Source organism: Pseudomonas sp. GG8, from assembly GCF_052976945.1.
Genome location: NZ_JBRIIP010000001.1, coordinates 1 through 22,264, shown reverse-complemented (window position 1 = coordinate 22,264; position 22,264 = coordinate 1). Strand labels below are relative to the sequence as shown.

At 53.4% G+C, this 22,264-nt stretch carries 13 protein-coding genes, 6 tRNA genes and 3 rRNA genes; all 22 read right to left on the bottom strand.

Annotation, left to right across the window (positions count from 1 at the left end; translation table 11 throughout):
* Nucleotides 1–24: 24 nt before the first annotated feature.
* Nucleotides 25–396: a 30S ribosomal protein S12 gene (gene rpsL, locus ACVBEG_RS00110; RefSeq protein ID WP_003186084.1), complete on the bottom strand. Its 372-nt coding sequence runs from the start codon at nucleotides 394–396 to the stop codon at nucleotides 25–27.
* Between the two features lie 201 nt (nucleotides 397–597).
* Nucleotides 598–4,797: a DNA-directed RNA polymerase subunit beta' gene (gene rpoC / locus ACVBEG_RS00105; protein WP_219062790.1), complete on the bottom strand. Its 4,200-nt coding sequence runs from the start codon at nucleotides 4,795–4,797 to the stop codon at nucleotides 598–600.
* Between the two features lie 64 nt (nucleotides 4,798–4,861).
* Nucleotides 4,862–8,935, bottom strand: a complete 4,074-nt coding sequence (gene rpoB, locus ACVBEG_RS00100; RefSeq protein WP_322182396.1) for a DNA-directed RNA polymerase subunit beta — start codon at nucleotides 8,933–8,935, stop codon at nucleotides 4,862–4,864.
* A 221-nt stretch (nucleotides 8,936–9,156) separates the two neighbouring features.
* Nucleotides 9,157–9,522 carry a 50S ribosomal protein L7/L12 gene (gene rplL, locus ACVBEG_RS00095; RefSeq protein ID WP_219062792.1) on the bottom strand — a complete coding sequence of 122 codons (366 nt, stop codon included), beginning with the start codon at nucleotides 9,520–9,522 and terminating at the stop codon, nucleotides 9,157–9,159.
* 77 nt (nucleotides 9,523–9,599) lie between these two features.
* A complete protein-coding gene (gene rplJ / locus ACVBEG_RS00090) occupies nucleotides 9,600–10,100 on the bottom strand; it encodes a 50S ribosomal protein L10 (protein WP_219062794.1) in 501 nt (166 codons plus the stop codon).
* A 194-nt stretch (nucleotides 10,101–10,294) separates the two neighbouring features.
* Complete coding sequence (rplA, locus tag ACVBEG_RS00085; protein ID WP_219062796.1) at nucleotides 10,295–10,990, bottom strand: 50S ribosomal protein L1; 696 nt, start codon at nucleotides 10,988–10,990, stop codon at nucleotides 10,295–10,297.
* The gene (gene rplK / locus ACVBEG_RS00080) at nucleotides 10,990–11,421 is read right to left on the bottom strand and encodes a 50S ribosomal protein L11 (RefSeq protein WP_219062797.1); all 432 of its coding nucleotides are present in this window, start codon (nucleotides 11,419–11,421) and stop codon (nucleotides 10,990–10,992) included. The genes rplA and rplK overlap by 1 nt, the downstream gene beginning before the upstream one ends.
* Before the next feature lie 117 nt (nucleotides 11,422–11,538).
* Nucleotides 11,539–12,072: a transcription termination/antitermination protein NusG gene (gene nusG / locus ACVBEG_RS00075; protein WP_219062798.1), complete on the bottom strand. Its 534-nt coding sequence runs from the start codon at nucleotides 12,070–12,072 to the stop codon at nucleotides 11,539–11,541.
* Nucleotides 12,073–12,081: 9 nt separating this feature from the next.
* Nucleotides 12,082–12,450: a preprotein translocase subunit SecE gene (gene secE, locus ACVBEG_RS00070; RefSeq protein ID WP_219062800.1), complete on the bottom strand. Its 369-nt coding sequence runs from the start codon at nucleotides 12,448–12,450 to the stop codon at nucleotides 12,082–12,084.
* Between the two features lie 47 nt (nucleotides 12,451–12,497).
* Nucleotides 12,498–12,573: transfer RNA gene (locus ACVBEG_RS00065), tRNA-Trp, on the bottom strand.
* A 54-nt stretch (nucleotides 12,574–12,627) separates the two neighbouring features.
* Nucleotides 12,628–13,821, bottom strand: coding sequence for an elongation factor Tu (gene tuf, locus ACVBEG_RS00060; protein ID WP_447107262.1), 1,194 nt, complete (start codon nucleotides 13,819–13,821; stop codon nucleotides 12,628–12,630).
* 76 nt (nucleotides 13,822–13,897) lie between these two features.
* Nucleotides 13,898–13,973 (bottom strand) — tRNA-Thr (locus ACVBEG_RS00055).
* Between the two features lie 26 nt (nucleotides 13,974–13,999).
* Nucleotides 14,000–14,073 (bottom strand) — tRNA-Gly (locus tag ACVBEG_RS00050).
* 25 nt (nucleotides 14,074–14,098) lie between these two features.
* Nucleotides 14,099–14,183, bottom strand: a tRNA-Tyr gene (locus tag ACVBEG_RS00045).
* A 142-nt stretch (nucleotides 14,184–14,325) separates the two neighbouring features.
* A complete protein-coding gene (locus ACVBEG_RS00040; RefSeq protein ID WP_322182402.1) occupies nucleotides 14,326–14,766 on the bottom strand; it encodes a hypothetical protein in 441 nt (146 codons plus the stop codon).
* Nucleotides 14,767–14,773: 7 nt separating this feature from the next.
* Nucleotides 14,774–15,523 (bottom strand): pantothenate kinase, encoded by a 750-nt coding sequence (locus ACVBEG_RS00035; protein ID WP_322182404.1) that lies wholly within the window; start codon nucleotides 15,521–15,523, stop codon nucleotides 14,774–14,776.
* The gene (birA, locus tag ACVBEG_RS00030; RefSeq protein WP_322182894.1) at nucleotides 15,513–16,472 is read right to left on the bottom strand and encodes a bifunctional biotin--[acetyl-CoA-carboxylase] ligase/biotin operon repressor BirA; all 960 of its coding nucleotides are present in this window, start codon (nucleotides 16,470–16,472) and stop codon (nucleotides 15,513–15,515) included. Before birA ends, ACVBEG_RS00035 begins: the two co-directional genes overlap by 11 nt.
* A gap of 132 nt (nucleotides 16,473–16,604) precedes the next feature.
* Nucleotides 16,605–16,720 (bottom strand): 5S ribosomal RNA (rrf, locus tag ACVBEG_RS00025).
* A gap of 146 nt (nucleotides 16,721–16,866) precedes the next feature.
* Nucleotides 16,867–19,757 (bottom strand): 23S ribosomal RNA (locus ACVBEG_RS00020).
* A gap of 236 nt (nucleotides 19,758–19,993) precedes the next feature.
* Nucleotides 19,994–20,069: transfer RNA gene (locus ACVBEG_RS00015), tRNA-Ala, on the bottom strand.
* A 30-nt stretch (nucleotides 20,070–20,099) separates the two neighbouring features.
* Nucleotides 20,100–20,176 (bottom strand) — tRNA-Ile (locus ACVBEG_RS00010).
* An 83-nt stretch (nucleotides 20,177–20,259) separates the two neighbouring features.
* Nucleotides 20,260–21,798 (bottom strand): 16S ribosomal RNA (locus ACVBEG_RS00005).
* The 16S, 23S and 5S rRNA genes sit together here with 2 tRNA genes alongside, the layout of an rRNA operon.
* Nucleotides 21,799–22,264 lie beyond the last annotated feature (466 nt).

Sequence of the window (22,264 nt, the reverse complement as noted above, 5' to 3'; positions counted from 1 at the left end):
CAATTTATCGCAAAAAACGGCCGATTACTTCGGACGTTTGGTACCGTATTTCGAACGACCTTGGTTACGACCTTTAACGCCGGAAGTATCCAGGGAGCCGCGAACGGTGTGGTAACGAACACCTGGCAAGTCTTTTACACGACCGCCACGAATCAGTACGACGCTGTGCTCTTGCAGGTTGTGACCTTCACCACCGATGTACGAGGAAACCTCGAAACCGTTGGTCAGGCGCACACGGCATACTTTACGCAGTGCCGAGTTTGGTTTTTTCGGCGTAGTTGTATACACACGGGTGCATACGCCACGACGTTGCGGGCAGTTCTGCAGCGCAGGTACGTCGGATTTCTCGACGATACGCTTACGCGGCTGACGTACCAGCTGGTTGATAGTTGCCATCTACTAGCTCCACTGTTGTCTTGCGACGCTATTGTCTTACAAGAAAAGCAAAATGGCAGGACACGAGTCCCGCCAAATTTAGGGGTACAAGAGTCTAAAGAGGATCCTGCCCCCAGTCAAGACAAAGCCCCAACCTCCCCGACCATGAAGACAACAGCATAACGCCATTGCCTTTTGGCCGGGAGGGCCAGGGCTTCAATCTTAATTACCGCTTGAGTTCAACGCTTCGGTCAGTGCAGCTTCGACTTCACTGGCGCTAACACGCAACGGTTTGTCTGCTTCACGGCGACGTTTGCGCTCGCTGTGATAAGCCAGACCGGTACCGGCCGGGATCAAACGACCCACGACCACGTTTTCTTTCAGGCCGCGCAAGTAGTCGCGCTTGCCGGTTACAGCCGCTTCGGTCAGTACCCGCGTTGTCTCCTGGAAGGAGGCTGCGGAGATGAACGACTCGGTGGACAACGATGCCTTGGTGATACCCAGCAACACACGAGTGAACTTGGAAACGAATTTCTCGTCCGCGCTCAGGCGCTCGTTCTCGACCAGAACATGCGTCAACTCCATCTGGTCGCCCTTGATGAAGGTTGAATCGCCAGACTCGGCGATCTCAACTTTACGCAGCATCTGACGAAGAATCGTTTCGATGTGCTTATCGTTGATTTTCACGCCTTGCAGACGATAAACGTCTTGGATCTCGTTAACGATGTACTTGGCCAGCGCACTCACACCCAGCAGACGCAGGATATCGTGTGGATCGCTCGGGCCGTCGGAGATGACTTCACCGCGGTTCACTTGCTCGCCTTCGAAGACGTTCAGGTGACGCCACTTTGGAATCAGCTCTTCGTACAAGTCGCTGCCATCGTTCGGGGTAATGACCAGACGGCGCTTGCCTTTGGTCTCTTTACCGAACGCGATGGTGCCGCTGACCTCAGCCAGAATGGAGGCTTCTTTCGGACGACGCGCTTCGAACAAGTCGGCAACACGCGGCAGACCACCGGTGATGTCACGGGTTTTCGAAGTCTCTTGCGGGATACGGGCGATAACATCACCGATCGCAACCTGCACACCATCCGCAACACCGACCAGGGCGTTAGCCGGCAGGAAGTACTGAGCCGGTACGTCGGTACCTGGCAGCAGCAGATCCTTGCCATCCACACCGACCATCTTAACGGCAGGACGGATGTCCTTACCGGCAGCTGGACGGTCTTTGGCGTCGAGTACTTCGATGTTGGTCATACCGGTCAATTCGTCTGTCTGACGCTTGATCGTGATGCCTTCTTCCATGCCCACGTAGGTCACGGTACCTTTCATCTCGGTGACGATTGGGTGAGTGTGCGGATCCCACTTGGCCACGATTGCGCCAGCGTCGACCTTGTCGCCTTCCTTCACCGAAATCACAGCACCGTACGGCAGCTTGTAACGCTCACGCTCACGACCGTAGTCATCAGCAATAGCCAGTTCACCAGAACGAGACACTGCAACCAGGCAACCATCAACTCGCTCAACGTGCTTCAGGTTGTGCAGGCGGACAGTACCGCCATTCTTCACCTGAACGCTGTCAGCAGCAGAGGTCCGGCTTGCCGCACCACCGATGTGGAACGTACGCATGGTCAGCTGAGTACCCGGCTCACCGATCGACTGCGCAGCGATTACGCCGACAGCTTCACCGATGTTCACCTGATGCCCGCGAGCCAGGTCACGACCGTAGCACTTGGCGCAGATACCGAAACGAGTTTCGCAGCTGATTGGCGAACGTACGATCACTTCATCGATGCTGTTCAGCTCGATGAACTCAACCCACTTCTCGTCAACCAGGGTGCCTGCAGGAACGATGACATCATCGGTACCCGGCTTGAACACGTCACGGGCGATAACTCGACCCAGTACGCGCTCACCCAATGGCTCAACGACGTCGCCGCCTTCAATGTGCGGCGTCATCAGCAGACCGTGCTCGGTACCGCAGTCGACTTCTGTAACCACCAGATCCTGAGCCACGTCTACCAGACGACGAGTCAGATAACCGGAGTTCGCAGTTTTCAACGCGGTATCCGCCAAACCTTTACGAGCACCGTGAGTGGAGATGAAGTACTGAAGTACGCTCAAACCTTCACGGAAGTTCGCAGTGATCGGCGTTTCGATGATCGAGCCATCCGGCTTGGCCATCAAGCCACGCATACCTGCGAGCTGACGAATCTGTGCAGCGGAACCCCGTGCGCCGGAGTCAGCCATCATGTACATCGAGTTGAAGGATTCCTGATCAACTTCGACGCCATGACGGTCGATGACTTTCTCTTTCGAGAGGTTCGACATCATCGCCTTGGAAACTTCGTCGTTGGCCTTGGACCAAAGGTCGATCACCTTGTTGTACTTCTCGCCCTGGGTTACCAGGCCTGAGGCGTACTGACTTTCGATCTCTTTAACTTCTTCGGTCGCAGCGTCGATGATGCGAGCTTTTTCATCAGGGATAACGAAGTCGTTAACACCAATGGAAACACCCGAAATAGTCGAGTAGGCAAAACCGGTATACATCAATTGGTCAGCGAAAATAACGGTCTCTTTCAAACCAACCACGCGGTAGCACTGGTTGATCAGTTTGGAGATCGCTTTTTTCTTCATCGGCTGGTTGACCACGTCGTACGACAGGCCGGCCGGAACCACCTGGAACAACAGCGCACGGCCGACGGTTGTGTCGACGATACGGGTGTTCTTGACGCTGCCACCATCACGATCATTGACGGTTTCGTGGATGCGGACTTTGACTTTGGCATGCAGCGCGGCTTCGCCGGCACGGAACACACGGTCAACTTCCTGCAGATCCGCGAACACACGACCTTCGCCCTTGGCGTTGATCGCTTCACGCGTCATGTAGTACAGACCCAATACAACGTCCTGCGACGGAACGATGATTGGCTCACCGTTGGCTGGCGACAGGATGTTGTTGGTCGACATCATCAGCGCACGCGCTTCGAGCTGGGCTTCCAGCGTCAGCGGTACGTGAACGGCCATTTGGTCGCCGTCGAAGTCGGCGTTGTACGCAGCACAGACCAACGGGTGAAGCTGAATAGCTTTACCTTCGATCAGAACCGGTTCAAACGCCTGGATACCCAGACGGTGAAGAGTCGGTGCACGGTTGAGGAGAACCGGGTGTTCGCGAATCACTTCAGCGAGAACGTCCCAAACCTCTGGCAACTCGCGCTCAACCATTTTCTTCGCGGCTTTGATGGTGGTGGCGAGGCCACGCATTTCCAACTTACCGAAAATGAACGGCTTGAACAGCTCGAGAGCCATTTTCTTTGGCAGACCGCACTGGTGCAGACGCAGAGCCGGGCCTACGGTAATTACCGAACGACCCGAGTAGTCAACACGCTTACCGAGCAAGTTCTGACGGAAACGACCTTGCTTACCCTTGATCATGTCAGCCAGGGACTTCAGAGGACGCTTGTTCGAACCAGTAATGGCACGGCCACGACGGCCGTTGTCGAGCAAGGCATCGACCGCTTCCTGCAACATACGCTTTTCGTTGCGCACGATGATGTCCGGTGCGGACAGATCAAGCAGGCGCTTCAAGCGGTTGTTACGGTTGATCACTCGACGATACAGATCGTTGAGGTCGGACGTCGCGAAACGACCACCGTCAAGCGGAACCAAAGGACGCAGATCTGGCGGCAGAACCGGCAGAACGGTCAGCACCATCCACTCAGGAAGGTTGCCGGAACCCTGGAAGGCTTCCATCAACTTCAAGCGCTTGGACAGCTTCTTGATTTTGGTTTCGGAGTTGGTTTGCGGAATTTCTTCGCGCAGACGGCCAATCTCGTGTTCCAAGTCGATAGCGTGCAGCAGTTCACGGACAGCTTCAGCACCCATACGGGCGTCGAAGTCATCGCCGAACTCTTCGAGTGCTTCAAAGTACTGCTCGTCGTTGAGCAGTTGACCCTTTTCAAGGGTGGTCATGCCTGGATCGATAACGACATAGCTCTCGAAATAGAGAACGCGTTCGATATCACGCAGGGTCATGTCCATCAGCAAGCCGATACGGGACGGCAGGGACTTCAGGAACCAGATGTGGGCAACTGGCGAGGCCAGTTCGATGTGAGCCATACGCTCGCGACGAACTTTTGCCAGCGCGACTTCTACGCCGCACTTCTCGCAGATCACACCACGATGCTTCAAGCGCTTGTACTTACCGCACAGGCACTCGTAATCCTTTACCGGGCCAAAGATCTTGGCGCAGAACAGGCCGTCACGCTCAGGTTTGAACGTACGGTAGTTGATGGTTTCCGGTTTTTTAACTTCACCGAACGACCACGAACGGATCATCTCAGGCGATGCCAATCCAATACGGATGGCGTCGAACTCTTCGACTTGACCCTGGTTTTTCAGCAAATTCAGTAGGTCTTTCAAGGCCTTTCCTCCTGGCGGAGCAGGGAGCAGGCAATACAGCCCTGCTCCCAATTCGCGTCACGTGTTATTCGGTTTCCAGATCGATATCGATACCGAGCGAACGAATTTCTTTGATCAACACGTTGAAGGACTCGGGCATGCCCGGCTCCATACGGTGATCGCCGTCCACGATGTTTTTGTACATCTTGGTCCGACCGTTCACATCGTCCGACTTCACTGTGAGCATTTCTTGCAGAGTGTAAGCCGCGCCGTATGCTTCCAGCGCCCACACTTCCATCTCCCCGAAACGCTGACCACCGAACTGAGCCTTACCACCCAGCGGCTGCTGGGTAACCAGGCTGTAAGAACCAGTGGAACGCGCGTGCATCTTGTCGTCCACCAAGTGGTTCAGCTTCAGCATGTACATGTAGCCAACTGTTACCGGGCGCTCGAATTTGTTGCCGGTACGACCGTCGAACAGCTGCATCTGGCCGCTTTCTGGCATATCAGCCAGTTTAAGCATTGCCTTGATTTCGCTTTCCTTGGCACCGTCGAACACCGGAGTTGCCATTGGCACGCCGTTGCGAAGGTTCTTCGCGAGATCCAGGATTTCCTTGTCGGTGAAGTCTTCCAGATTTTCCTGGCGACCGCCGATTTCGTTGTAGATCTCGTTGAGGAACTTGCGCAAGTCTGCGACTTTACGCTGCTCTTCAAGCATACGGTTGATCTTCTCACCCAAGCCCTTGGCAGCAAGGCCCAGGTGGGTTTCAAGGATCTGACCGACGTTCATACGCGAAGGTACGCCCAGCGGGTTGAGGACGATATCGACCGGTGTGCCATTGGCATCGTGCGGCATGTCTTCAACTGGCATGATCACGGAGACCACACCTTTGTTACCGTGACGACCAGCCATCTTGTCACCCGGCTGGATGCGACGGCGGATTGCCAGGTAAACCTTGACGATCTTCAGAACGCCAGGTGCCAGGTCATCGCCCTGCTGCAGCTTGCGTTTCTTGTCTTCGAACTTGTCATCCAAAAGACGGCGACGATCAACGATGTAAGCCTGAGCCTTCTCGAGCTGCTCGTTCAGAGCATCTTCAACCATGCGCAGTTTGAACCACTGACCATGCTCGAGACCGTCGAGAATTTCGTCGGTGATGTCCTGACCCTTCTTCAGACCTGCGCCGCCTTCAGCCGTACGGCCTACCAAAGCGGAACGCAGACGTTCGAACGTAGCGCCTTCGACGATACGGAACTCTTCGTTCAAGTCCTTACGGATTTCGTCGAGCTGGATCTTCTCGATGGACAGAGCACGAGCATCACGCTCAACACCGTCACGAGTGAAGACCTGAACGTCGATGACAGTGCCCTTGGTACCCGTAGGTACGCGCAGGGAAGTGTCCTTAACGTCGCTCGCCTTCTCACCGAAGATCGCACGCAACAGTTTTTCTTCTGGTGTCAGCTGGGTCTCGCCTTTCGGAGTGACCTTACCGACCAGAATGTCGCCAGCGCCGACTTCAGCACCGACATAAACGATACCGGCTTCATCAAGCTTGTTCAGTGCAGCTTCACCCACGTTCGGAATGTCTGCAGTGATCTCTTCAGGCCCAAGCTTGGTGTCACGAGCCACACAGGTCAGTTCCTGAATGTGGATCGTGGTGAAACGGTCTTCTTGAACAACACGCTCGGACAGGAGGATGGAGTCTTCGAAGTTGTAACCGTTCCACGCCATGAATGCGATGCGCATGTTCTGACCCAGAGCCAGCTCACCCATATCGGTGGACGGACCGTCAGCCATGATGTCGCTACGCTCAACCCGATCACCCTTGCTCACCAGCGGACGCTGGTTGATGCAGGTGTTCTGGTTGGAACGGGTGTATTTGGTCAGGTTGTAGATGTCTACACCAGCTTCACCGGTTTCAACTTCGTCATCAGCAACACGAACCACGATACGGCTGGCATCGACCGAGTCGATCACGCCGCCACGACGAGCCACGACGCAAACACCGGAGTCACGGGCAACGTTACGCTCCATCCCGGTGCCGACCAGCGGCTTGTCGGAACGCAGGGTCGGTACCGCCTGACGCTGCATGTTCGAACCCATCAACGCACGGTTGGCGTCGTCATGCTCGAGGAACGGGATCAGCGAGGCCGCTACCGAAACTACCTGCTTCGGCGAAACGTCCATCAGCGTCACGTCTTCAGGCGCCTTGACGGTGAATTCGTTGAGGTGACGTACCGCAACCAATTCGTCGATCAGGTGACCGGTGTCGTTCATCGTGGCCGAAGCCTGAGCGATAACGTGATCCGCTTCTTCGATAGCCGAGAGGAACACGATTTCGGTAGTCACCAGTGCGTCTTTAACCACACGGTACGGGCTTTCGAGGAAGCCGTACTGGTTGGTACGCGCATAGGCAGCCAAGGAGTTGATCAGACCAATGTTCGGACCTTCCGGCGTTTCAATCGGGCATACACGACCATAGTGAGTCGGGTGTACGTCACGAACTTCGAAGCCGGCACGTTCACGAGTCAAACCACCAGGGCCGAGTGCAGAGACACGACGCTTGTGGGTGATCTCGGACAGCGGGTTGTTCTGGTCCATGAACTGCGAAAGCTGGCTGGAACCGAAGAACTCTTTGACCGCGGCTGCGACTGGCTTGGCGTTGATCAGGTCTTGAGGCATCAGACCTTCGCTTTCCGCCATCGACAGACGCTCTTTGACCGCACGCTCTACACGTACCAGGCCAACGCGGAACTGGTTTTCGGCCATTTCGCCAACACAACGAACACGACGGTTACCCAAGTGGTCGATGTCATCGACGATGCCTTTCCCGTTACGGATATCAACCAGCGTCTTCAGGACGGCGACGATATCTTCTTTGCACAACACACCCGAACCTTCGATCTCGGTACGACCGATACGACGGTTGAACTTCATCCGACCGACTGCAGACAGGTCATAGCGCTCAGGGCTGAAGAACAGGTTGTTGAACAGCGTTTCGGCTGCATCTTTGGTCGGTGGCTCACCAGGACGCATCATGCGATAGATCTCGACCAGCGCTTCCAATTGGTTGCTGGTGGAGTCGATCTTCAGCGTGTCAGAGACAAACGGACCGCAATCGATATCGTTGGTGTACAACGTTTCGACACGGACAACCTGAGCCTTGGCGATTTTTGCCAGAATCTCGGTGTTCAGCTCCGTGTTGCATTCGGCAATGATTTCGCCGGTCGCTGGATGCACGATGATCTTGGCGGTAGTGCGACCCAGGACATAGTCCATAGGCACTTCCAGCTCTTTGATCCCGGCTTTTTCCATCTGGTTTACATGGCGAGCGGTGATCCGACGACCTTGTTCGACAATGACTTTGCCTTTGTCGTCCAAGATGTCAATAGCCGCAATTTCACCACGAAGACGCTGAGGAATCAGCTCCAGATTCAGGTTTTCACCCTGCACATGGAAAATGTTGGTGGTATAGAACGCATCGAGCACTTGCTCAGTCGTATAGCCCAGCGCGCGCAACAATACGGACGCAGGCAGCTTACGACGACGGTCGATACGAACGAACACGCAGTCTTTCGGGTCGAACTCGAAGTCCAGCCACGAGCCGCGGTATGGAATGATACGCGCGGAATAAAGCAGCTTACCGGAGCTGTGCGTCTTACCGCGGTCGTGGTCGAAGAACACGCCCGGGGAACGGTGCAACTGGGAAACGATTACGCGCTCGGTACCGTTGATTACGAAGGTACCGTTCTCAGTCATCAGGGGAATTTCACCCATGTAGACTTCTTGCTCTTTGATGTCCTTGATCGCTTTATTCGACGATTCTTTGTCGAAAATGATCAAACGGACCTTGACCCGCAAAGGCACAGCGTAAGTCACACCGCGCAGCACGCACTCTTTGACATCAAATGCCGGTTCGCCCAAGCGATAACCCACATACTCCAGCGCAGCATTGCCGGAGTAGCTGATGATCGGGAAAACGGATTTGAAGGCTGCATGCAGACCGACGTCGCGGAACTGATCTTTGGTAGCTCCCGCTTGCAGGAATTCGCGATACGAATCCAGCTGGATGGCCAGGAGATAAGGCACATCCATTACGTCCGGCAACTTGCTAAAGTCCTTGCGGATACGTTTTTTCTCAGTATATGAGTAAGCCATCAGCGTTCCCCAGCTTGGTCACCTGCTTGTTTGGCTTCTCCCGACGGGAGCAGCCAGAAAATCGTGCAAACCCCTTGGTTTGCACCACCCGCATCGGGTGGCTCTTACACGTTACAGATGCTGACCAGGCCAGCCATCTATAACGGAAAAAGGCCGGTGGCAAGAGCCACCAGCCATCAGCCTTTCGCTTAACGCTTGGGCTGGATACGCAAAGTCGATGCTTATTTCAGCTCGACTTTAGCGCCTGCTTCTTCCAGAACAGCTTTGGCTTTGTCAGCAGCATCTTTCGATACAGCTTCCAGAACGATGCCAGGAGCGCCGTCAACTACAGCTTTGGCTTCTTTCAAGCCCAGGCCAGTCAGTTCACGTACAGCCTTGATCACGTTAACTTTCTTCTCGCCAGTTTCGGTCAACATAACGTTGAATTCAGTCTGCTCTTCAACAACAGCGGCAGCAGCAGCTGGGCCGGCGGAAGCAGCGGCAGCAGAAACGCCGAATTTTTCTTCGAAAGCTTTGATCAGCTCAACAACCTGCAGAACGGACATTTCAGCTACGGCGTTGAGGATATCGTCTTGAGAGATAGACATGACTCTAATTCCTGATTTGGGGACGGCCTACGCGGCCATCGAAATAAACAAAAATACGCGAGAAGAAGTGCTCAGCCTTAAGCTGCGGCCGCTTCTTTTTGTTCGCGAACAGCCGCCAGAGTACGAGCCAACTTGCTGGTAGCGCCTTGAATCACGCTCATCAGCTGAGAAATAGCTTCGTTACGGGTCGGCAGAGTTGCCAGTACGTCGATCTGATTAGCTGCGAGGAACTTGCCCTCGAACGCAGCTGCCTTGATCTCGAACTTATCCTGACCTTTGGCGAATTCCTTGAACAAACGGGCAGCAGCGCCAGGGTGTTCGTTGGAGAACGCAACCAAGGTCGGGCCTGTGAACACGTCGTTGAGCACGTCATATTGAGTGCCTGCAACGGCGCGTCGCAGCAAGGTGTTACGTACAACACGTACGTAAACGCCTGCTTCACGGGCCTCTTTACGGAGTCCGGTCATAGCGCTTACTGTCACACCGCGGGCATCAGCCACGACAGCGGACAGAGCTACTTTGGCAGCCTCGTTGACTTCAGCGACGATGGCCTTCTTGTCTTCGAGTTTAATTGCCACGGGTTAACTCCTGCTTGTTACCGTTTCATCCAACCGAGGTCGGATGTCGTTTTGGTGTCTGATTCGGTAAGGAACCGGGAGCACCATCTGCGTAGGCTTGAGGTTTAAGACTTTCGCCGCCTACGGTCTTGGATAGCCCCCGCCAGGCAGGGACCCCAATCTTTCATAGGTGCAGTCGCCTGCACCCATTTGTCTTACGCGTCCAGCGAGCCTTGGTCGATGACCAGACCTGGGCCCATAGTGGTGCTCAGGGTAACGCGCTTGACATAAATACCTTTCGAAGAAGCTGGCTTGATACGCTTCAAATCAGCGATCAGCGCTTCAACGTTTTCCTTCAACTTGACAGCGTCGAAACCGACTTTGCCAACGGAAGTGTGGATGATGCCGTTTTTGTCGGTGCGATAACGAACCTGACCAGCCTTGGCGTTTTTAACCGCCGTGGCTACGTCTGGCGTCACAGTGCCGACTTTAGGGTTAGGCATCAGGCCACGTGGGCCGAGGATCTGACCCAACTGACCAACAACACGCATCGCGTCCGGGGAGGCGATAACAACGTCGAAGTTCAGGTTACCGGCTTTCATTTCGGCGGCCAGGTCGTCCATACCAACACGATCAGCGCCAGCAGCCAGAGCAGCTTCAGCAGCAGGGCCCTGGGTGAACACAGCAACGCGAACAGTTTTGCCAGTGCCGTGCGGAAGCACGGTTGCACTGCGAACAACCTGATCGGATTTACGCGGGTCAACACCAAGGTTAACCGCAACGTCAACAGATTCGCTGAACTTGACCGTCGACAGCTCGGTCAACAGAGCAGCTGCGTCTGCGAAGTTATAAGCTTTGCCCGGCTCAATTTTAGCCGCGATAGCTTTTTGGCGCTTAGTCAACTTAGCCATTACACACCCTCCACGTTAAGGCCCATGCTACGAGCAGAGCCAGCGATGGTACGCACAGCGGCGTCCATATCACTTGCTGTCAGATCCGCGTTTTTGGTTTTCGCGATTTCTTCCAGCTGAGCACGGGTCACGGTGCCAACCTTAACGGTGTTCGGACGAGCGGAACCGCTAGTCAGACCAGCAGCCTTCTTCAGCAGAACCGAAGCAGGTGTGGATTTGGTTTCGAAAGTGAAGCTACGGTCGCTGTAGACAGTGATGATCACTGGAGTCGGCAGACCTGCTTCAAGACCCTGAGTACGGGCGTTGAAAGCCTTGCAGAATTCCATGATGTTCACGCCATGCTGACCCAGAGCAGGACCAACAGGTGGGCTTGGGTTAGCCTGAGCGGCCTTCACTTGCAGCTTGATGTAAGCGGTAATTTTCTTGGCCATGAGGCACTCCAATTACGGGTTCAGACGCCTAAAAAGGCTCCCCGGTTACTTGCGCGTTTATCCCAGTGACGACAAAACCCCACAGCCTAGGGCTGCGGGGTTGGGATTTTCGTTCAGCTATGCCTTTTCGACCTGGCTGAACTCTAACTCTACCGGAGTAGAGCGACCGAAAATAAGCACAGCCACTTGGATCCGGCTTTTTTCGTAGTTAACTTCTTCAACCGTGCCGTTAAAATCAGCGAATGGACCGTCGGTGACACGAACAACTTCACCTGGCTCGAACAGTGTTTTTGGCTTCGGTTTGTCGCTACCATCAGCGACGCGACGCAGAATCGCTTCTGCCTCTTTATCAGTGATCGGTGCTGGCTTATCAGCAGTACCGCCGATGAAACCCATCACACGAGGAGTGTCCTTGACCAAGTGCCAAGTACCCTCATTCATATCCATCTGTACCAGCACATAGCCTGGAAAGAATTTGCGCTCGCTTTTGCGTTTCTGGCCATTACGCATTTCAACCACTTCTTCAGTGGGAACCAGAATTTCGCCGAAGCCTTCTTCCATGCCAGCCAGCTTCACACGCTCAAGCAGAGAGCGCATGACATGCTTCTCATAACCGGAGTAAGCATGCACTACGTACCAACGCTTAGCCACGGGACACCCTTAGCCGACAATCAAAGAAACAAGCCAACCGAGCAGGGAATCTAAACCCCACAACAGCAGCGCCATAACCAACACAACAGCCACAACAATCAATGTGGTCTGCGTAGTTTCTTGGCGAGTAGGCCAAACGACTTTACGAATCTCGGTACGAGCTTCCTTTGCCAACACGAAGAAAGCTTTACCTTTTCCTGTCTGCAAACCAACAAAGGCAGCAGCAGCAGCAATAGCAAGCAATACAAGCACGCGGTACAGGATCGGTTCCGCTGAGTAGTACTGATTGCCGACAACACCTACGACCACCAAAACGGCTACCAGGAGCCATTTAAGCAGGTCAAAGCGAGAGTCTTGGGCTTCAGCCTTGGGAGTCATCTACGAGGATCCTGTGAAAAGAAAGCCAGATTAACACCGAGTGAATCTGGCAGGTCAGGAGGGAATCGAACCCCCAACCTACGGTTTTGGAGACCGTCGCTCTGCCAATTGAGCTACTGACCTAAAAGCAAAATTAGGCCGACCATTATGCCGGCCCAACAAGAGTTTTTCAACAACTTACTCGATGATTTTAGCTACGACACCCGCGCCGACGGTACGACCGCCCTCACGAATAGCGAAACGAAGACCATCCTCCATCGCAATCGGCTGAATCAGGGTGACAACCATTTTCACGTTGTCACCAGGCATTACCATCTCAATGCCCTCTGGCAATTCACAGTTACCGGTCACATCCGTTGTACGGAAGTAAAACTGTGGACGGTAACCTTTGAAGAATGGCGTATGACGACCACCCTCTTCCTTGCTCAGAATATACACTTCACCTTCGAACCTGGTATGCGGCCTGACAGAGCCCGGCTTGGCCAAAACCTGACCTCGCTGAACATCATCACGTTTGGTGCCGCGCAACAGTACTCCGACATTCTCGCCCGCACGACCTTCATCGAGCAGCTTCCGAAACATTTCAACACCCGTACACGTCGTCTTTATGGTGGGAACGATACCGATAATCTCGATCTCTTCCTGCACCCTGACGATGCCACGCTCAACGCGACCCGTTACAACCGTACCGCGACCTGAGATCGAGAACACATCTTCGATCGGCATCAGGAACGGCTTGTCGACTGCACGCTCAGGCTCTGGAATATAACTGTCCAGAGTATCAACCAATTTACGGACGGCTGTCGTGCCCATTCCGCCTTCATCCTGACCATTCAACGCCATCAAAGCGGAACCAATCACGATCGGGGTTTCATCACCCGGAAAACCGTACGCACTCAGCAGATCCCGGACTTCCATTTCGACCAATTCAAGCAACTCTTGATCGTCAACCATGTCAGCCTTATTCAGGAAGACAACAATATATGGAACCCCAACCTGACGAGACAACAAAATGTGTTCACGAGTCTGCGGCATTGGACCATCAGCCGCAGAGCACACTAGGATCGCGCCATCCATCTGAGCAGCTCCGGTAATCATGTTTTTCACATAATCAGCGTGGCCAGGACAGTCAACATGAGCGTAGTGACGGATCGCAGAATCATATTCAACGTGCGACGTGTTGATTGTAATGCCGCGCGCCTTTTCTTCAGGAGCATTATCGATTTGAGAGAAGTCACGAGCAGAACAACCGAATGCTTCAGCGCATACTTTGGTCAGAGCTGCAGTCAAGGTCGTCTTTCCATGGTCAACGTGACCTATGGTACCAACGTTCAAGTGCGGCTTCTTGCGTTCGAACTTTTCTTTAGCCATCGACACCATCTCCAATAGAAGAATGAATCTTGACCGCTTAAAACAAAGGCAGATATTTTCATATCTGCCTTGGTAATGGAGCTCTTGAGCAGATTCGAACTGCTGACCTCACCCTTACCAAGGGTGTGCTCTACCAACTGAGCTACAAGAGCGAAACACATTGCACCAACAGCAAACTTGGAGCGGGTAGCGGGAATCGAACCCGCATCATCAGCTTGGAAGGCTGAGGTTCTACCGCTAAACTATACCCGCGGCGCTTGCTGCTAACGCTGAAATTTGGTGGAGGGGGAAGGATTCGAACCTTCGAAGTCGTAGACGTCAGATTTACAGTCTGATCCCTTTGGCCGCTCGGGAACCCCTCCTGAACGAGGCAGCATTTTCAACTCATGCTACCCTTCTGTCAACTATTTTCTCATTAAAAACCTGAGGTTACATTCGCTGACAACAACTCTACAGGTGACGCTGTTAACGCCACGCTGCGAAGCGGGCGCCATTCTATGCAAACTAATCCGTAGTTGCAATGCCCTCACAAGACATTATTTTGTTTTTTAGCTGTGAGAAGTCCTGAGTGAGTTCCTGAATCAGGCCCTCATCCACAAGCCGTCGACTCGACGGAGCAACCCTCAACCAATAACCAGCCGTAGAACCTGCCGCGGGAGACTGAAACTGCGACTGTATATCGAGGCTCGTTAACCGCTGCTCAACCAGGCGTGCATCCTCCTGACGAACAAAACCACCCAGATACAGGCACTTTTCCTCCGCCTCATGGGGAGCAGAAGGGTTTTCGCGCGCAGCATCAGACTCACTCAGCAGATGAATATCTTGCTGAGAACCTCGATACAACGACAAGGAAATAACCTCCTTGGCCCGCAGAGGTGCTTCCTGCTGATGCCATATGTAATAGAAGGCATTGAGCATCAATAGCAAAAGAAATAGCCAGCGCATAGCAACCTCAAGGCAATGGACAAGCCAGGGCCAGCCCCACGAAAACCAGATCAGGCATCATTCGCGCGTCCGGCAAAATCCCCCCAATCAAATCCGCATCGCCGCCCGTAACAAAAACGGTGAAATCGTCCTTCCAATGATCGCGAGCCATGCTCAATTGAGTCAGTACAAAACCTCGCGCCATCAACGAACACCCACGCTCCACCGCCTCAGCTGTCGAGCGTCCTGGGGCGAAGTTGATCAGTGCGCGCTCCGCAGCAGCATCGTCGTAGCGAATCCGTCGTGTATGTGTACGCAGCTGATTGCGCATCAAGGGCATACCCGGACAGATAAAACCTCCCAGGTGCTGCCCATCGGGTGCAACAAAATCGGACGTGATAGCAGTCCCCAGATCCAGCACCAAGCACGCGCCACCTGCCAGATGATACGCACCCACTATGGCAAGCCACCGATCCAGGCCTAGCAGCTCATATTCGTCATAACCATTTGTTACGCCGGCCATAAGCCTCGCAGGAGCGGCATACATGACGTCTATCGAAAAGGCCTTGACCAGAACAGCGACCAACTGGGCCGTTTCCTCGTTGCTGCGCACGCTTACCAATCTACAGCGAGCCAAGCGCAGACCCGGCACCTGATGAAGAGCCCGTAGCAGCGCCTCATCACAATCGACAATACCTCCCACGACTGCCGATGGAGCATCCTCGTGAATTACCCGCCATTTGATGAAGCTGTTACCGCAATCAAGTTCAAGAATCATCACGCAGCCTCAAACTGAGCTCACCACCACTAAAAGTTTTCTCCTGCGAACCCACCCTCAACCGCAGAGCACCTTGCGCATCAACCCCTAAAACCACACCCTCAACGCTACTGGCTCCCGCGAGCAGCGTAACGGCTCGCCCCTGCCATAAGTGCCCCTGCTCCCACTCAGCCTGAAAAGCGGGGAATCCATTTTGCCGATGAATACTTAAATAGCGCTCAAGCGTGCGATTCAGTCGCGCGATCAAGTCATTACGATCTGACAAGACGCCGGTTTCAAGTCGGACAGAAGTCCAAAGCTGATCGACTTCGGACGCCGCTTGCATATTTACGTTGATGCCTATGCCTATTACAACGTGACAGACATCAGCGGGATCTCCCACCAACTCTAATAGAACGCCTGCAATCTTGCGCTGCCCGACAAGAATGTCATTCGGCCATTTCAGGCCGGCATTCTCGACCCCCACTCCACGGAGGGTCTGCATCACCGCCAGCCCCACAAGCAGGCTCAAGCCCTCAAGCTGGCGCATACCGCCCTCAACTCTCAAGACCAGGCTGTAGTAGATATTCTCCGCAAATGGACTTACCCATTTACGCCCGCGTCGCCCTCTGCCGGCAGTTTGCCGCTCAGCGAGTACAAGCACTGGCATATCATGGCCGCGCTCAATTGCGCGTAGCGCCTCTGCATTGGTGGAGTCGATTGAATCGAAGGTCAGGATTGGCCACGCAGGAGAAGAACCCGCGATGGAGATTTCATCCCGATCCAGTAGCGATATCGGATCGGCCAAGCGGTAGCCTCGACCTCTTACTTTATGGATCTCAAGACTCAACTCCGCTTCGAGCTGCTGCAGCTGCTTCCATACAGCACTGCGACTGACTCCAAGAGCATGGCCCAGGGCTTGCCCCGAATGAAAATTGCCATCCTTAAGAAGCTTCAATAACGTCAGCATGCGGATATCGCCTAACAATGAGGCACGCATAATAGCCACCCGGCCCGCTAATGCATAGAAACGAAAATGTGTTTATCAACCGCACAAACAAAACCCCTGTTTGCGTAAGCAAACAGGGGTTTCGGAATTTAATCTTGACGATGACCTACTCTCACATGGGGAAACCCCACACTACCATCGGCGATGTATCGTTTCACTGCTGAGTTCGGGATGGGATCAGGTGGTTCCAATGCTCTATGGTCGTCAAGAAATTCGGCTGCCGGATCGTCGTGCTTGCGCGCAACGGGCCAACTAATGGGGATGTGATAGATCTGTGGGTTGTTGCCAATTTTCGGTTTGTGTCGTCTTCACACACCGCAATCTGCTCTTTCGACGCAAATTGCTTGGGTGTTATATGGTCAAGCCTCACGGGCAATTAGTATTGGTTAGCTCAACGCCTCACAGCGCTTACACACCCAACCTATCAACGTCGTAGTCTTCGACGGCCCTTCAGGGGACTCAAGGTCCCAGTGAGATCTCATCTTGAGGCTAGTTTCCCGCTTAGATGCTTTCAGCGGTTATCTATTCCGAACGTAGCTACCCGGCAATGCCACTGGCGTGACAACCGGAACACCAGAGGTTCGTCCACTCCGGTCCTCTCGTACTAGGAGCAGCCCCTCTCAAATCTCAAACGTCCACGGCAGATAGGGACCGAACTGTCTCACGACGTTCTAAACCCAGCTCGCGTACCACTTTAAATGGCGAACAGCCATACCCTTGGGACCGGCTTCAGCCCCAGGATGTGATGAGCCGACATCGAGGTGCCAAACACCGCCGTCGATATGAACTCTTGGGCGGTATCAGCCTGTTATCCCCGGAGTACCTTTTATCCGTTGAGCGATGGCCCTTCCATACAGAACCACCGGATCACTAAGACCTACTTTCGTACCTGCTCGACGTGTCTGTCTCGCAGTCAAGCGCGCTTTTGCCTTTATACTCTACGACCGATTTCCGACCGGTCTGAGCGCACCTTCGTACTCCTCCGTTACTCTTTAGGAGGAGACCGCCCCAGTCAAACTACCCACCATACACTGTCCTCGATCCGGATAACGGACCTGAGTTAGAACCTCAAAGTTGCCAGGGTGGTATTTCAAGGTTGGCTCCACGCAGACTGGCGTCCACGCTTCAAAGCCTCCCACCTATCCTACACAAGCAAATTCAAAGTCCAGTGCAAAGCTATAGTAAAGGTTCACGGGGTCTTTCCGTCTAGCCGCGGATACACTGCATCTTCACAGCGATTTCAATTTCACTGAGTCTCGGGTGGAGACAGCGCCGCCATCGTTACGCCATTCGTGCAGGTCGGAACTTACCCGACAAGGAATTTCGCTACCTTAGGACCGTTATAGTTACGGCCGCCGTTTACCGGGGCTTCGATCAAGAGCTTCGCGTTAGCTAACCCCATCAATTAACCTTCCGGCACCGGGCAGGCGTCACACCCTATACGTCCACTTTCGTGTTTGCAGAGTGCTGTGTTTTTAATAAACAGTCGCAGCGGCCTGGTATCTTCGACCGGCATGGGCTTACGCAGTAAATGCTTCACCCTCACCGGCGCACCTTCTCCCGAAGTTACGGTGCCATTTTGCCTAGTTCCTTCACCCGAGTTCTCTCAAGCGCCTTGGTATTCTCTACCCAACCACCTGTGTCGGTTTGGGGTACGGTTCCTGGTTACCTGAAGCTTAGAAGCTTTTCTTGGAAGCATGGCATCAACCACTTCGTGTGCCTAAGCACACTCGTCATCAGCTCTCGGCCTTAAGATCCCGGATTTACCTAAGATCTCAGCCTACCACCTTAAACTTGGACAACCAACGCCAAGCTGGCCTAGCCTTCTCCGTCCCTCCATCGCAATAACCAGAAGTACAGGAATATTAACCTGTTTTCCATCGACTACGCTTTTCAGCCTCGCCTTAGGGACCGACTAACCCTGCGTCGATTAACGTTGCGCAGGAAACCTTGGTCTTTCGGCGTGGGTGTTTTTCACACCCATTATCGTTACTCATGTCAGCATTCGCACTTCTGATACCTCCAGCAAGCTTCTCAACTCACCTTCACAGGCTTACAGAACGCTCCTCTACCGCATCACCTAAGTGATACCCGTAGCTTCGGTGTATGGTTTGAGCCCCGTTACATCTTCCGCGCAGGCCGACTCGACTAGTGAGCTATTACGCTTTCTTTAAAGGGTGGCTGCTTCTAAGCCAACCTCCTAGCTGTCTAAGCCTTCCCACATCGTTTCCCACTTAACCATAACTTTGGGACCTTAGCTGACGGTCTGGGTTGTTTCCCTTTTCACGACGGACGTTAGCACCCGCCGTGTGTCTCCCATGCTCGGCACTTGTAGGTATTCGGAGTTTGCATCGGGTTGGTAAATCGGGATGATCCCCTAGCCGAAACAGTGCTCTACCCCCTACAGTGATACATGAGGCGCTACCTAAATAGCTTTCGAGGAGAACCAGCTATCTCCGAGCTTGATTAGCCTTTCACTCCGATCCACAGGTCATCCGCTAACTTTTCAACGGTAGTCGGTTCGGTCCTCCAGTTAGTGTTACCCAACCTTCAACCTGCCCATGGATAGATCGCCCGGTTTCGGGTCTATTCCCAGCGACTAGACGCCCTATTAAGACTCGCTTTCGCTACGCCTCCCCTATTCGGTTAAGCTCGCCACTGAAAATAAGTCGCTGACCCATTATACAAAAGGTACGCAGTCACCCAACAAAGTGGGCTCCCACTGCTTGTACGCATACGGTTTCAGGATCTATTTCACTCCCCTCTCCGGGGTTCTTTTCGCCTTTCCCTCACGGTACTAGTTCACTATCGGTCAGTCAGTAGTATTTAGCCTTGGAGGATGGTCCCCCCATATTCAGACAAAGTTTCTCGTGCTCCGTCCTACTCGATTTCACTGCAAAGAGATTTTCGCGTACAGGGCTATCACCCACTATGGCCGTCCTTTCCAGAACGTTCCGCTAATCTCAATACAGCTTAAGGGCTGGTCCCCGTTCGCTCGCCACTACTAAGGGAATCTCGGTTGATTTCTTTTCCTCAGGGTACTTAGATGTTTCAGTTCCCCTGGTTCGCTCCATACACCTATGTATTCAGTGTAAGGTAACGGTCTTATGACCGCTGGGTTCCCCCATTCAGACATCTCCGGATCAAAGTCTGTTTGCCGACTCCCCGAAGCTTTTCGCAGGCTACCACGTCTTTCATCGCCTCTGACTGCCAAGGCATCCACCGTATGCGCTTCTTCACTTGACCATATAACCCCAAGCAATCTGGTTATACTATGAAGACGACATTCGCCGAAAATTCGCAATTTAACTCACAAATTTTACCTTAGCCCGTAACACCACCAGTGAAAGTGCTGTCCGGTCTAACTTTCTATCACATACCCAAATTTTTAAAGAACGATCTAATCAAAGACTAGAAATCAACATTCACCATCGAACCGATGGAATGCTCATTTCTAAACTCTACAATACAGAAGCAGTAAGTGGTGGAGCCAAACGGGATCGAACCGTTGACCTCCTGCGTGCAAGGCAGGCGCTCTCCCAGCTGAGCTATGGCCCCGTATCTCTACAGGCGTTTCCCACACAAAATTGGTGGGTCTGGGCAGATTCGAACTGCCGACCTCACCCTTATCAGGGGTGCGCTCTAACCAACTGAGCTACAGACCCAATTTCGGGCTGCTTCTAAATCGTCTTTTTCAATGAATCAAGCAATTCGTGTGGGAACTTATGAAGAAGCTGATGTCTTCGATTAAGGAGGTGATCCAGCCGCAGGTTCCCCTACGGCTACCTTGTTACGACTTCACCCCAGTCATGAATCACACCGTGGTAACCGTCCTCCCGAAGGTTAGACTAGCTACTTCTGGTGCAACCCACTCCCATGGTGTGACGGGCGGTGTGTACAAGGCCCGGGAACGTATTCACCGCGACATTCTGATTCGCGATTACTAGCGATTCCGACTTCACGCAGTCGAGTTGCAGACTGCGATCCGGACTACGATCGGTTTTCTGGGATTAGCTCCACCTCGCGGCTTGGCGACCCTCTGTACCGACCATTGTAGCACGTGTGTAGCCCAGGCCGTAAGGGCCATGATGACTTGACGTCATCCCCACCTTCCTCCGGTTTGTCACCGGCAGTCTCCTTAGAGTGCCCGCCATTACGCGCTGGTAACTAAGGACAAGGGTTGCGCTCGTTACGGGACTTAACCCAACATCTCACGACACGAGCTGACGACAGCCATGCAGCACCTGTCTCAATGCTCCCGAAGGCACTCCGCTATCTCTAGCAGATTCATTGGATGTCAAGGCCTGGTAAGGTTCTTCGCGTTGCTTCGAATTAAACCACATGCTCCACCGCTTGTGCGGGCCCCCGTCAATTCATTTGAGTTTTAACCTTGCGGCCGTACTCCCCAGGCGGTCAACTTAATGCGTTAGCTGCGCCACTAAGAGCTCAAGGCTCCCAACGGCTAGTTGACATCGTTTACGGCGTGGACTACCAGGGTATCTAATCCTGTTTGCTCCCCACGCTTTCGCACCTCAGTGTCAGTATCAGTCCAGGTGGTCGCCTTCGCCACTGGTGTTCCTTCCTATATCTACGCATTTCACCGCTACACAGGAAATTCCACCACCCTCTACCATACTCTAGCTCGACAGTTTTGAATGCAGTTCCCAGGTTGAGCCCGGGGATTTCACATCCAACTTAACGAACCACCTACGCGCGCTTTACGCCCAGTAATTCCGATTAACGCTTGCACCCTCTGTATTACCGCGGCTGCTGGCACAGAGTTAGCCGGTGCTTATTCTGTCGGTAACGTCAAAACACTAACGTATTAGGTTAATGCCCTTCCTCCCAACTTAAAGTGCTTTACAATCCGAAGACCTTCTTCACACACGCGGCATGGCTGGATCAGGCTTTCGCCCATTGTCCAATATTCCCCACTGCTGCCTCCCGTAGGAGTCTGGACCGTGTCTCAGTTCCAGTGTGACTGATCATCCTCTCAGACCAGTTACGGATCGTAGCCTTGGTGAGCCATTACCTCACCAACTAGCTAATCCGACCTAGGCTCATCTGATAGCGCAAGGCCCGAAGGTCCCCTGCTTTCTCCCGTAGGACGTATGCGGTATTAGCGTCCGTTTCCGAACGTTATCCCCCACTACCAGGCAGATTCCTAGGTATTACTCACCCGTCCGCCGCTCGCCACCAGGTACAAGTACCCGTGCTGCCGCTCGACTTGCATGTGTTAGGCCTGCCGCCAGCGTTCAATCTGAGCCATGATCAAACTCTTCAGTTCAAACATCTTTGGGTTTTGACAAAACCCTAAACTTAGCTCAGCAATCGTTGGTTACATCTTTGATTTCTCGCGGAGTAACTTGTGATGCTGATAATCAGTTGACTTCAGTCTTACAACACAAGCACCCACACGAATTGCTTGATTCAGTTGTTAAAGAGCGGGTGGTTGAGATCTTTCGTCTCAGCCGAGGCGCGCATTCTACAGCAGCCCTTGTTGCTGTCAAGCGGTTATTTTAACAAGTTTCAAAGTTTCCTTTGCAACTTCAACCACTTGCGCTTCGATCAACTTCACGTCTCTCGTTAGCGGGAGGCGAATTCTACAGCGTTACACGCTGCTGTCAACACCTCTTTTCTACCGCTTTCGATCCAGAAGATCAAAACCCCTCCCTCGCCGCTTACTCTGGATAACTCTTTGATTTACAAGGAGTTTTCCGTTTCGCCTGCTCCGGAAGAGGTGCGAATTATAG

Coding starts and splice junctions, on each gene's coding strand:
- rpsL (WP_003186084.1), bottom strand. CDS start 396: ATGGCAACTATCAACCAGCTGGTACGTCAGCCGCGTAAGCGTATCGTC.
- rpoB (WP_322182396.1), bottom strand. CDS start 8,935: ATGGCTTACTCATATACTGAGAAAAAACGTATCCGCAAGGACTTTAGC.
- rplL (WP_219062792.1), bottom strand. CDS start 9,522: ATGTCTATCTCTCAAGACGATATCCTCAACGCCGTAGCTGAAATGTCC.
- rplA (WP_219062796.1), bottom strand. CDS start 10,990: ATGGCTAAGTTGACTAAGCGCCAAAAAGCTATCGCGGCTAAAATTGAG.
- rplK (WP_219062797.1), bottom strand. CDS start 11,421: ATGGCCAAGAAAATTACCGCTTACATCAAGCTGCAAGTGAAGGCCGCT.
- secE (WP_219062800.1), bottom strand. CDS start 12,450: ATGACTCCCAAGGCTGAAGCCCAAGACTCTCGCTTTGACCTGCTTAAA.
- tuf (WP_447107262.1), bottom strand. CDS start 13,821: ATGGCTAAAGAAAAGTTCGAACGCAAGAAGCCGCACTTGAACGTTGGT.
- ACVBEG_RS00040 (WP_322182402.1), bottom strand. CDS start 14,766: ATGCGCTGGCTATTTCTTTTGCTATTGATGCTCAATGCCTTCTATTAC.
- ACVBEG_RS00035 (WP_322182404.1), bottom strand. CDS start 15,523: ATGATTCTTGAACTTGATTGCGGTAACAGCTTCATCAAATGGCGGGTA.
- birA (WP_322182894.1), bottom strand. CDS start 16,472: ATGCTGACGTTATTGAAGCTTCTTAAGGATGGCAATTTTCATTCGGGG.